This is a genomic window from Microcystis panniformis FACHB-1757 (genome assembly GCF_001264245.1).
Taxonomy (GTDB): domain Bacteria; phylum Cyanobacteriota; class Cyanobacteriia; order Cyanobacteriales; family Microcystaceae; genus Microcystis; species Microcystis panniformis.
Genome location: NZ_CP011339.1, coordinates 5,139,920 through 5,152,574, shown reverse-complemented (window position 1 = coordinate 5,152,574; position 12,655 = coordinate 5,139,920). Strand labels below are relative to the sequence as shown.

Annotated in this window: 7 protein-coding genes and 3 pseudogenes; 8 read left to right on the top strand and 2 right to left on the bottom strand. The window is 42.5% G+C overall.

All coding sequences use genetic code 11. The features are described from left to right. Positions 1-37 precede the first annotated feature (37 nt). The 7 genes and pseudogenes from VL20_RS24195 to VL20_RS24165 form a co-directional block, all read left to right on the top strand. The gene (locus tag VL20_RS24195; RefSeq protein ID WP_002763297.1) at positions 38-538 is read left to right on the top strand and encodes a phosphate-starvation-inducible PsiE family protein; all 501 of its coding nucleotides are present in this window, start codon (positions 38-40) and stop codon (positions 536-538) included. Between the two features lie 218 nt (positions 539-756). Further along, on the top strand, positions 757-2,502 hold the full coding sequence (locus VL20_RS24190; protein WP_052278053.1) for a diflavin flavoprotein: 1,746 nt from the start codon (positions 757-759) through the stop codon (positions 2,500-2,502). A gap of 121 nt (positions 2,503-2,623) precedes the next feature. Further along, the gene (locus tag VL20_RS24185; RefSeq protein ID WP_052278052.1) at positions 2,624-3,397 is read left to right on the top strand and encodes a hypothetical protein; all 774 of its coding nucleotides are present in this window, start codon (positions 2,624-2,626) and stop codon (positions 3,395-3,397) included. A 5-nt stretch (positions 3,398-3,402) separates the two neighbouring features. Next, complete coding sequence (locus VL20_RS24180; protein WP_002763300.1) at positions 3,403-3,675, top strand: hypothetical protein; 273 nt, start codon at positions 3,403-3,405, stop codon at positions 3,673-3,675. 303 nt (positions 3,676-3,978) lie between these two features. Beyond that, positions 3,979-4,722 (top strand): DUF1995 family protein, encoded by a 744-nt coding sequence (locus VL20_RS24175; protein ID WP_052278051.1) that lies wholly within the window; start codon positions 3,979-3,981, stop codon positions 4,720-4,722. Between the two features lie 283 nt (positions 4,723-5,005). After that, positions 5,006-5,947: pseudogene (locus VL20_RS24170) on the top strand (DUF7149 domain-containing protein); the annotation flags it as partial. 198 nt (positions 5,948-6,145) lie between these two features. Beyond that, positions 6,146-8,821: pseudogene (locus VL20_RS24165) on the top strand (type IIG restriction enzyme/methyltransferase); the annotation flags it as partial. Positions 8,822-9,175: 354 nt separating this feature from the next. Here VL20_RS24165 and bioD read toward each other — a convergent pair. Further along, positions 9,176-9,921 (bottom strand): annotated as a pseudogene (gene bioD, locus VL20_RS24160) (dethiobiotin synthase). Positions 9,922-9,967: 46 nt separating this feature from the next. Beyond that, positions 9,968-10,138 (bottom strand): hypothetical protein, encoded by a 171-nt coding sequence (locus VL20_RS31360; protein ID WP_158499381.1) that lies wholly within the window; start codon positions 10,136-10,138, stop codon positions 9,968-9,970. A gap of 153 nt (positions 10,139-10,291) precedes the next feature. Here VL20_RS31360 and ilvB point away from each other — a divergent pair, with 153 nt between their 5' ends. Beyond that, a complete protein-coding gene (gene ilvB / locus VL20_RS24155) occupies positions 10,292-12,145 on the top strand; it encodes a biosynthetic-type acetolactate synthase large subunit (RefSeq protein ID WP_052278049.1) in 1,854 nt (617 codons plus the stop codon). The last annotated feature ends 510 nt before the right edge of the window (positions 12,146-12,655 follow it).

The following is a 12,655-nucleotide window of genomic DNA, read 5'->3' as shown; positions in this document are numbered from 1 at the left end:
GCTAACACCCAATTCTATCAATCTTAGGAGAAATAAAATGTACGAACCAATTAAAAACCCTTCCCCAATGATGGTGCGAGTAGTGCAAGTCTTAGAAATGATTCAAGATTTAATTGTCATTTCTCTCTGTATCGGTTTATTTAGCTTCATGGTGTTAGAAGTCAGAGAAATGTTTATGTCTCTGCTGCCACCGATTCAATTTCGGATTATTACCGCCGATATTTTATTCCTCTTAATTCTAGTAGAATTGTTCCGATTGTTAATTATTTATTTGCAAGAAAAACGAGTTTCTATCGGTGTTGCCGTGGAAGTTTCTATCGTCTCGGTTTTGCGAGAATTAATTGTTAGAGGAGTCCTAGAAACTAATTGGACACAAGTATTAGCTGCCTGTGCTTTTCTAATAGTTCTCGGTACATTAATGGTGTTAAGAGTTTGGCTTCCTCCCACCTTTGAAGGTATCGATCCTGAACAAAAAGTTTCTGAGCGTTATCGTCAACATTTAGTTAAAGAATTAACTGAAATAAACAGCAAAATTTAGTCAGTTATCAGTTATCAGTTATCAGTTATCAGTTATCAGTTATCAGTTAGAAGGGGATAGGAAAATGGGGGAATAGGGTAATGGGGATATAGAGTAATTTCAACTAAAACTCTAAAACCTCACTCCCCCCACACCCCACACCCCACACCCCACACCCCACACCCCACACTCCACACCCCACACCCCACACCCCACACCCAACACCCAACTTAACAATTATGACCACTAATACCTTAATTCCCAATCCTGCTATTAATAATCGCTCCCGCGATGTTCAAACCGCAGAAATTGCCGATAAAACTTGGGTTTTTCGCTCCCGTACTTGGGACAGATTAAAATTTGAAATAGAATATGCTCGTCAACGGGGAACCACCGCTAATTCCTATCTTATCTGTGGCGATAAAACCGCCTTAATCGATCCCCCTGGAGAATCCTTCACGGAAATTTATTTAGAAGAAATTCGTCAATATATCTCCTTACATCGTCTCGATTATCTGATTCTCAGTCACGTTAATCCCAACCGTATCGTCACTTTAAAGGCCTTATTAGCCGCCACCCATCAAATCACCCTCCTCTGTTCTAAAGCTGCCGTCAATACCCTTAAAAATGCCTTTCCCGATGCCCAAAATTTGGGCATACGAACCGATGAAATTCTTGATTTGGGGCAAGGTCATCAACTCAGTTTTATTAATGTCCCTACGCCGCGCTGGCCTGATGGAATTTGCACTTTTGACCAAAAAACCCAAATTTTATACAGCGATAAATTCTTTAGTGTGCATCTGTGCAGTGACGATATTTGGGATAAAAATTGGAAAGAATTAGACGCAGATCGTCGTTATTATTTTGATTGTCTCCATGCCGTGCAATCTAAAGCGTTAGAAACAGCACTCGACAAAATTAAAGAATTTCCCGCCCAATATTATGCACCCGCCCACGGTCCGATAATTCGTTATAGTTTTAGTCGTCTTGCCCACGATTATCGTTATTGGTGTCAAGAACAAAAAACTCGACCCCTACAAGTGGCTTTATTATATGCTTCTGCCTACGGAAATACTGCCACCCTGGCCCGCTCGATCGAACGAGGATTATTAGAAAATGATCTGGCCGTAGAATCAATAAATTGTGAGTTTGCCACCCCCGCCGAAATTAGTCAAGCGATCGAAAATTGTGACGGATTTATTATCGGTTCTCCCACCTTAGCCGGTCACGCTCCTACCCAGATCCAAACTGCTTTAGGAATCGTTCTTTCCACGGCAGCAAAAACTAAATTAGCCGGGGTTTTTGGTTCCTACGGTTGGAGTGGGGAAGCTGTCGATTTAATTGAAACTAAACTCAAAGATGCCAATTATTGCCTCGGTTTTGAATCCTTGCGCGTGCGTTTTAGCCCCACAGAAAGCAGTTTACAAGCAGGTTATTTAGCCGGAGAAACCTTCGCCAGGGCCTTGAAAAAAACCAAAAAATTGCGGGTTCCCCAACAGGGAATGACCGAAACACAAATTGATCGCACTGCCCAGGCCGTTGGCCGGATCGTCGGTTCCCTTTCTGTTCTCACCACTCGTCAGGGCGAGGATCATGCTGGTTTCTTGACCTCTTGGGTATCCCAAGCCAGTTTTAACCCCCCGGGGCTAATTATCGCCGTTGCCGACGAACAAGCCGCCGACCGTCTAATTAACTCGGGAACCGCCTTTACCTTGAATATTCTCAAGGAAGGGCGCAATTTACGCCGCCATTTTTCCAATCGCATCAAATCTGGCGGTGATGTCTTTACGGGATTAGAAACCCAAGTCGGGGAAAATGGCTGTCTGATTTTAAGCGAAAGTCTCGCCTATCTAGAGTGTACGGTGAAAGAGCGACAACTCTGCGGCGATCGCTGGTTAGTCTATGCCACCGTCGAGCGGGGTCAAGTTTTGGATAGTAACGGTGTCACCGCCATCGGTCATCGTAAATCCGGTAGTCAGTATTAAAACTGGACTAGCGGGGCAAAGTTCCTGACTTTCCCCGTGTAATCAGCCTAGATTTCTGGGAAAGATAGGTTATGTTATTATCCAAGGTTGTCCGACCGGGCCATTTTGTCTTTGTTTCCCTATGAAAAAATTGCCGCTAATACTGTCGGTGGGGAGTGTCGCTTTATTGTTGGTGGGATGTCCAGCTTCTAACCAAGCTAATCAATCCCCACCACCCAGCCAAGAAACCCCCACCCCCTCTCCCAGTCCCCCGGCTGCCCAACCACCCGCCTTTAGCGGTGCTGTACAACCAGCTACCGAACCAACCCCCCTAAGGGTAGCGGGATTGATTCCTGCTACCGATCCTGACCAAAAACGGGCGGAAATTAATCGCGGTCGCAGGGACCCCTTTGCTCCCTTTCCCCTACAACCAAATATTACAATTACAGTGGCGGAAAAACCCCCAGCTGGGACTCCAGCGGCCACTGGCGCACCTGCACCCGGAGGTAATCGTCCCGCAGCCGCACCTGCACCCGGAGGTAATCGTCCCGCAGCCGCACCTGCACCCGGAGGTAATCGTGCCACTCCCAGAGGACCGATAGTTAAAGCGCCGCCGCCACCACCGCAACCGACGGAAGCGGAAGAAGTGCAAGTATCGGGCATCGTCCAGTTACCTACCACTCCTATGGCGATCGTGAAAGCCCCCGGAGAAGCCACGGAACGTCGAGTTATTCCTGGTTCTACCCTCTCTAATGGTTTAATTTTAGTTAAAGCGATCGATACTAATCCCGATAATCCCTATATTGTCCTAGAACAATACGGTCGAACTATTACCCGTCGTTTAGGGGATGGTGTACCCGAACCGGCCGCACCGCAAGCCTCGATCAGCTATAATATTCCCGAATCAGGAGAATAAAACCCGTGCGATCGATTGCTATTCAACAAAAACAAACCATTATTTATCCGCAAATGCCCTTGGCTATCTATCGAGAATTAGCCAGCCATTTACAACAGGTTCAGGGTGTGGAAACCCATCTCACTCCCCAGCAGTTCCAACAATTCGATTATCATCAAAGTCAGATCGGTAGTCTAGAAATTAACTATACCGAGACTTTTCAGGAAAGCGATCGCACTCTAGTCACGGCAATTCTCGATTATTATGCCCAACGTCACGGCTCCTATCAGCTTTCCTAAGCTTTCTCTCCTCACCTTTTCCCCGATTACCGACTTTCTTCTTAAAAACTAAAAGTATTTTATAGGATTTATCTTAATGCTGGGGATGATGCCAAGTCTTCTCACACTTCATCTATTAAGGGTAGGGTTGATTCATGAATCAACCCTACTATGAATCAACCCTACTATGAATCAACCCTACTATGAATCAACCCTACTATGAATCAACCCTACCTTTTATAAAAATTAAAATCTTTCTGATTTTAAGCCCCCGACGACCAGAGGTAGTCACTGATAACTGATAACTGATAACTGATAACTGAAATGACCCTACCCAATTCCCTAGAAGAAACAATCATGCAAGCGAAAGCCGCCACCCAACTGGCTCTAGAATCGGGAGCTAGACGCATACAAGTGGAATTAGTTATCCCAGAAATTGCTCTACAAGCACAAGCTTTAGCCCTTGATTTTGCCTCTATTTTTGACAGTTATGGTTCTGGTTTAAGGGTAATTTTTCCCGATACTGGAGCCGCCATGTTAGCCCGACGGGATTGGGGAGAAACAGTTTTTCAACTGGGAGATTTAGGTAGTCGTTTTATTCCTGTCGAAAACAAAATTAAGCCCGAAGATGAAGCTTTTTTAGTTGTTTGTCCCTCCTCGGTTGAGATTAATTCCGTAGAAAAACTCTGTTACCTTGCCGAAGATCGCCCCGTAGTTCTTCTAATTCCTCAATTGGAAGATGTATCGGTAGTGGGTATCGGTTACGCAGCCCGACAATTGCGAGAAAGATTTTTAAGTATCCTAGAAAGTTGTTATTATTTTCGTCCCTTGGAATCAGCGATCGTTTATCGTTCCTATCCTTCCTTGTGGCAAGTTTGGCTCGAAAAAGAAGACGGTTACGAGTTAATTTCTGAACAATCCACTAAACCCATGGGCGAAGCTTTAGAAAATCTGATTCTGAAAGCTTCTAGTAATAATCCCGATGATAGTTCTAATCCTGCTAACAAAGCCAAAAAGTCGGGTTTATTTGCCACTATGGGACGCTTCTTAAAAGCATTACAACAGTGACATACTCCCCCCATCAAGTTAGGCTGTGACGGGGGATTATTTCCCCATTGCTGTTAGAAATTCCTGGCTTCGACAGATTGACCTCGATTGCAACTTTTGTTCTTCTATTTTAACCGATTATTTGGCAATGCTATAATAAAATTAATCGGTAGAACGTAGGTTGGGTTGAAGCATGAAACCCAACGCCAGATCATGTTACGCTACCGCTAACCCATCCTACAAATAATTGTGCCTCCCTACTTATAATAAAATTAATCGGTAGTTTCCCTAGAGGTAAACTTTTATGATTGTCAATAAGCGAGAACTCAAACAAGCCTTAAATCGGGTGTACTTAAAAATCAAGCCTGATGCTGAAACAATTCAGGTTTTTCAAGCTAATTTAACGCGCTTATTGGAGCAATGTGACAGCAAAAAGTCGGAAGAGTTTAATAAAAATTTGCTGATAGATTTTTTTAAAAATACCTATTATACCGATCGCTATTTTATCAATACAAAAGAGCGCATTGATCTGGTTATTCATAATAACCAGGATGTTAAAAGTCCAGTGGGGGTCATTTTTGAGACGAAGAAACCTACTCGGACAATAAATGCAGAAATGCCAAGACTGGATAATCTTAATACTAAGGCTTTTCAGCAGTTAGTTTTATATTTTCTCCGCGAAAGGGTGACGGATAAAAATCTTGAGATTAAACACTTAATCGTGACAAATATTTATGAGTGGTTTATTTTCGATGGCAAGATTTTTGAGGAGTTGTTTTTTGCTAATAAGGCTCTAGTTAACCAGTTTGGCGATTTTGAAGCCGGGAGACTGAGTAGTACGAAAACGGATTTTTTCTATCAACAAATTGCCGAACCAGCGATCACTAAAGTTATTGAGCAAATTAAATTTACTCATTTTGATCTGCGAGAACAGGAAAATTTAGATTTGCTTGATATCTACAAGATTCTTTCGCCAGAACATTTACTTAAGTTACCTTTTGTTAATGACAGTAATACTTTAAATAAGCCTTTTTATAATGAGCTTTTGTATATTATCGGTTTGACGGAAGTTAAGGATAAAGGGAAGAAGTTAATCGGACGAATGAAAGAAGGCGATCGCTGTGATGGTTCCCTGATTGAAAATGCGATTAGTCGGTTGGATAGTTTAGATAAAATTGCACAATTAAAAAATCCAGAAGAGTTTGGAACTACGGATGAGGACCGGCTTTATAATGTGGCGTTGCGGTTATCAATTAAGGCTCTTCGGTTTGTGTTATGCAATCGACAGGGTTTATAAGGGATGGAACCCTTATATAGAAAGGCATTTAGCGATTTTTGTTAATTGTTTTTTGTCTAGAGCGAACTAATCAATTAAATCTCTTGCCAGATAAGGATTTAGTCGATTTATGCCCCCCTATCGAACCATACCAAGTAACGAAGAACCTCAATTAATTGGATTAATCGGGTTTTGTTTCTCAAACTATTGGAAGCGCAATTAATTAAATATCATCAAGGCGATCGAGATTTTGCCTTTCTCAATTTGGCGAAAGTTCCCAGTTATGATGATCTCGATAGTTTATTTTTTGATGTGTTAGCTAGGGATACAAACAAGCGCGAGGCTAAGGTTAAAACGACTTTTGCTCATGTACCTTATTTAAATAGTTCGCTATTTGAACCAACGGAGACGGAACAGCAAACGATTTTTATTGGCAATTTGCGGGAGCGAACTTTACCCATTTTTACAGCGACGGTGCTAAAAGATAATCAGGGTAATAAGCGAGTAGGCGAGTTAAATGCGTTGGCTTATTTGTTTGAGTTTTTGGATGCTTATAAATTCGATCGAGATGAGTTAGAAAATCCTCAAGAAGATAGCGAAAAGTTAATTAATGCTTCGGTGTTGGGGTTAATCTTTGAAAAGATTAATGGTTATAAAGATGGTTCTTTTTATACGCCGAGTTTTATTACCATGTATATGTGTCGGGAAACGATACGAAGAGCGATCGCGCAGAAGTTTAATGAAGTAAAAGGCTGGAATTGTCAAACTTTAGATGATTTATATGAACGAATTGAGGACAAAAGAGAGGCGAATACTATTATTAATAGCCTGAAGATTTGCGATCCGGCGGTGGGTTCGGGACATTTTTTAGTTTCAGCTTTGAATGAGATAATCGCGATTAAGAGTGAGTTACGGGTTTTATTAGATAGTTCGGGTAAGTCGCTAAAAGATTATCGGGTAGAGGTGCGAAATGATAAGTTATTGGTTTACGATGATGAGGGGAGTTTATTTGCTTATCATCCGAATAATAAAGAAAAGCACCGGGTACAGCAAGCCTTATTTCATGAGAAGCAAACGATTATCGAGGGGTGTTTATTTGGGGTGGATATTAATCCTAATTCCGTGACGATTTGTCGCTTGCGGTTATGGATTGAGCTTTTAAAGAATGCTTATTATCGCGAGGATGGCAATTTAGAAACTTTGCCAAATATTGATATTAATATCAAGTGTGGTAATTCTTTGATTAGTCGGTTTGGGTTGGATGTGGATGTTAAACAGGTTTTACAGAAGCAGAAGTTTAGTATTGAGCAATATCGCAATGCTGTACAGACTTATCGCAATGCGGAAAATAAGGAACAAAAGCGGGAGATGGAAACGCTGATTGCTAAGATTAAGGCTGGTTTTAGTTCCAATTTATTAATCGGTAATCCTAAGAAGGTGAAGTTACGTCAATTACAAGGGGAACTTTATAATCTGGAAAATCAGGGTTTATTGTTTGAGGAGACTAAGACGGAGCAAAAAGCGCGGGAGAAAAAAGTAACTAAGTTAAATAATGAGATTGATAAGCTAACTGCTGAAATTGCAGATATTGAAAGCGGTAAGCTGTATGATAATGCTTTAGAATGGCGGTTTGAGTTTCCTGAAGTTTTGAATGATTATGGTGATTTTGTTGGGTTTGATATAGTAATTGGTAATCCTCCTTATATTTATAGAAATGCTGACATTGAGAATGTTAAGGAATATTTTAACAGTAATTTTTATAATACATCAGGTAATTATGAATTGTATAAGTTCTTCATTGAGCAATCACTTAAAATCACCAAACAGAATGGCTTTAATTCTTTAATTACTAACTCATCTTTCCTTCTTCAAACATCATTCGACAAAACAAGAAAGTTTCTTTTAGAAAATTCCACACTTAAAAATATTGTTCCGCTTGGTGGTTCAGTGTTTGAAGAAGCTACAGTAGACTCTGCAATATATATTCTTCAGAAGTTAAAATACAATGGTGAAAAAACAAGCGTAATTAATCCGCAAAAACCAATTGATGTGGCTACAACTCCAGCATATACTCTGAAACAGGATAGATTTTTGTCAAATGAGTTTTTAGTATTTGACTATTTACTAAATGACGAAGAATATAATATTGTAAATAAACTACTCTCAAATTTTCCAAAAATTGAAACGGGTTATGACTTTGGGGTCGGTATAAATACAGGTTATATAAAAGACGAGTTAACATCAGAAACAAAACTTGATAAAAGATACCATCCAATGGTTCCAGGAACGGGAGTATCAAAATATGGTAATATCAAGACAGAAGGCTACATAATGTATGACAAAGAGTTTGTAAAAAGCAAAGGCAAGTTGGGTAGAACTTTGCCAGATGAAAAGTTTTTTACAGAACCAAAAATATTAATTGTGCGGACAAGAAATATTTCTCTAAAGGAAAGAATAATTGCTTCGATTGATTATGACAAAAAATATAACCTCAATAGAATTTCAAACATAATTTTAAAAGGTAATAATTCACTTGAAGGTCTTTTGGGTATATTAAATTCTAAGCTTTTTAATTGGCTTTATTCAAAGAGATATTTCGATTATGAAATAAAACCAATCTATTTACGAAACTCGCCCCTTTGTGACACCAACAACAAAGAACTTAACCGACTTGTGAAAGAGATTATTTCAATAAGAAATGCAGACGAAAAAGCTGATATTTCCAAAATCACAGATGCCATAGACAAATTAGTTTACAAACTCTATCAACTCACCTATAATGAGGTAAAAATCATTGATCCAGAATTTGCACTAACAGAACAAGAATATCTGGACTTCCCCTAATTTATTCCCTTACCCCCCCGATGTCCTGTAGGGTTGATTCATGAATCAACCCTACTATGAATCAACCCTACTATGAATTAACCCTACTATGAATTAACCCTACTATGAATTAACCCTACTATGAATTAACCCTACTATGAATTAACCCTACAATGAATCAACCCTACTATCAATCAACCCTACTATCAATCAACCCTACTATCAATCAACCCTACAATGAATCAACCCTACTATGAATCAACCCTACAATGAATCAACCCTACTATGAATCAACCCTACTATGAATCAACCCTACCCTTACCCCCCCGATGTCCTGTAGGGCTAATTCATGAATTAGCCCTACAATGGGTGTTGTCAAATTGAAAGATGCTGGGAATCAGCTTTGCCTTGTGCCTTGTGCCTTTTGCCTCGTCTCAACAAGCAATTTAAATGCGCGGGCAGCTTAATTTCTGGCCAACTAGCTACCACCGAAGCCAATTTATCCAAATCCCGACGATCTTCGATAAAGGGAAAAACACCTAAAACTGGACAATTAGTCAAGGATTGAATTAAATCGATCGGTGTTAACTGCTCTATTTCCGTCTCCGTGCGCGGTTCGAGACAATTAAGGATAATTCCGCCCAAATTGACCTTTTTCTGCTCTGCTAGGGCAATATTAGCCACCGTTTGGGAAATCGACCCCAATTTCACCGGCACCACCAAAAGGGTTTTTAACCGCCATTGAGCCGCTAAATCCGCCACAGTTAGCTCGTGGGTGACAGGACAACCTAAACCCCCAAACCCTCAATTAAAACCAAATCTTGGCTTTTTTGTAGGTTCAGCAGAGCTTGCCACACCGTCCCCAAAGGAATATCTCGACCTTCCAAATCAGCAGCCACAGGAGGCGCTAAGGGTGCTTGATATTGCAGCGGTGTGATCATTTCTAATTGACCCTGAAATAAACCCTCATACCATTCTCGATCGCCTTGACCCGTTTGCATTAATTTCATCAGCCCCAGGGCCTTCGATGGATAGTATTTTTGCCAATAAGCCACTAAAGCAGTGGTGACAACGGTTTTACCCGCATCGGTATCCGTAGCCGTAATCAAAAGACTATTCATAAAACTCCTGGGCCAAGTCAAGATCAGGTAAAATCACCAATATTTATCATCTTATCCCCACTTCCCCACTTCCCCACTTCCCCACTTCCCCACTTCCCCACTTCCCCACTTCCCCACTTCCCCACTTCCCCACTTCCCCACACCCCACACCCCACTTCCCCACTTCCCCACACCCCACACCCCACACCCCATCACCCCACTTCCCCAGATATTGCATGGGTAAGATGCAAAAAGAAAAAAAACTGCGGCCAAAAAGGTGAGATGGAATACACTAAAAGTATAAGGTTATCAATTTTGCTATTTTTCAAGTTGCATCCTAGGCAACAGAATTGCAATTATCCCTCTAGTTAGAAATTGGACGGTTTGCCCTGTGGTTTCATCACTTCCCAAGCCCAATGACTCTTTAACAACGGTTCCCCAGCGTTGTTCTGGTGCTTATGCCTTGATGGACAGTCTCAAACGTCATGGCGTTAAGCACATCTTCGGTTATCCCGGAGGTGCGATCCTGCCCATCTATGACGAACTCTACCGCTTTGAAGAACGGGGAGAATTACAACATATCTTAGTGCGCCACGAACAAGCGGCCGCCCATGCCGCCGATGCCTACGCTAGGGCCACCGGCAAAGTGGGAGTCTGTTTCGGTACTTCCGGCCCCGGGGCGACCAATTTGGTGACAGGCATCGCTAACGCACACATGGACTCCATCCCGATGGTGATTATCACCGGTCAGGTGAGTCGGGCGGCCATCGGTTCCGATGCTTTCCAAGAAACCGATATTTATGGCATTACTCTCCCGATTGTTAAACATTCCTATGTGGCTAGAAATGCCCGCGAAGTAGCGAGAATCATCGCTGAGGCCTTCCATATCGCCAGTACAGGACGACCGGGACCGGTTTTAGTCGATATTCCCAAAGATGTCGGTTTAGAACTATGTGATTATATCCCCGTCGAACCGGGAGATGTGAAACTAACTGGCTATCGTCCCACGGTTAAGGGCAATCGCCGTCAAATCGAGGCCGCTTTGCACCTCTTGGAAACCGCCGAAAAACCCTTACTTTACGTTGGCGGAGGTGCGATCGCAGCTAATGCCCACGCCCAAATTGCCGAGTTTGCCGAACGTTTTCAGTTACCCGTCACCACCACGTTAATGGGGATCGGTGCTTTTGATGAACATCATCCCCTCTCGGTGGGAATGTTAGGAATGCACGGCACTGCCTACGCTAATTTTGCCGTGACCGAGTGTGATTTATTAATTGCAGTCGGCGCTCGTTTTGATGACCGAGTAACGGGGAAATTGGACGAATTCGCCTCAAAAGCTAAGGTAATCCATGTGGATATCGACCCGGCGGAAGTGGGCAAAAATCGCGCCCCTGACGTGCCGATTGTCGGGGATGTGCGGGTAGTTTTAGAACAAATACTCCACAAAGCCAGAGAATTTGATTATCCCACCAATCCCGATCGCAGCCAAGCTTGGTTAGCCAAGATCGAGCGCTGGCGGCAAGATTATCCCCTACAAGTACCCCGACCGGAAGGCAGACTTTCCCCCCAAGAAGTAATCGTTGAGGTGGGTCGTCAAGCACCCCACGCCTACTATACCACCGATGTGGGCCAGCATCAGATGTGGGCGGCCCAATTCCTCAAAAATGGTCCCCGACGTTGGATTTCTAGCGCGGGATTGGGGACAATGGGTTTCGGTTTACCGGCTGCGATGGGGGTAAAGGTGGCCATTCCCGATGAGGAGGTCATTTGTATTAGTGGTGATTCCAGTTTCCAAATGAATCTACAGGAATTAGCCACCCTAACCCAATTTAATATTCATGCCAAGACGATTATTATTAATAATGGTTGGCAGGGTATGGTACGTCAATGGCAAGAAGCTTTCTATGGGGAACGTTATTCTAATTCCAATATGGAAGTGGGAATGCCGGATGTGGAACTGTTAGCCCAAGCTTACGGCATTAAAGGGATTACTATTCGCCATCGAGATGAATTAGCCGCAAAAATTGCTGAAATGTTGGCTCATGATGGTCCAGTTTTGGTCAATGCGATCGTTGCTAGAGACGAAAATTGTTATCCCATGGTCGCCCCCGGTCAAAGTAATGCGCGTATGATTGGTTTACCGAAAATTGTCACCAAGGGTTGTGAAATGCTCGATTGTCCCAGTTGTGGTGCGGTTAACAGTTGGAATAATAAATTCTGTCCTGAATGTGGGGCGAAATTGTAACCAAAAATTGTTAGTTAATTAACCAGCCTCCGTTAAGTATAACGGAGGTTTTTGGCTTTTTCTCTACTGTGTGAATATCATAAGTAGGTAGGCGTTAAAAATTATCAGAAACCCCCCTTATCAAGGAAGGATCGGCACCCCCCTTATCAAGGGGGGCAGGGGGGATCGAACCTAAAATCCATTTTTAAGTAGGTAGGTATTAAAAACTTTCAGATCCCCCGCCTATCGGCACCCCCCTTATCAAGGGGGGCAGGGGGGATCGAACCTAAAATCCATTTTTAAGTAGGTAGGTATTAAAAACTTTCAGATCCCCCCGCCTATCGGCACCCCCCTTATCAAGGGGGGCGGGGGGGATCGAACCTAAAATCCATTTTTAAGTAGGTAGGTATTAAAAACTTTCAGATCCCCCCGCCTATCGGCACCCCCCTTATCAAGGGGGGCGGGGGGATCGAACCTAAAATCCATTTTTGATTTAATTATAACCAGCTACTTAGAAATTGTCAAACAGAA

Coding starts and splice junctions, on each gene's coding strand:
- VL20_RS24195 (WP_002763297.1), top strand. CDS start 38: ATGTACGAACCAATTAAAAACCCTTCCCCAATGATGGTGCGAGTAGTG.
- VL20_RS24190 (WP_052278053.1), top strand. CDS start 757: ATGACCACTAATACCTTAATTCCCAATCCTGCTATTAATAATCGCTCC.
- VL20_RS24185 (WP_052278052.1), top strand. CDS start 2,624: ATGAAAAAATTGCCGCTAATACTGTCGGTGGGGAGTGTCGCTTTATTG.
- VL20_RS24175 (WP_052278051.1), top strand. CDS start 3,979: ATGACCCTACCCAATTCCCTAGAAGAAACAATCATGCAAGCGAAAGCC.
- VL20_RS31360 (WP_158499381.1), bottom strand. CDS start 10,138: ATGCAATATCTGGGGAAGTGGGGTGATGGGGTGTGGGGTGTGGGGTGT.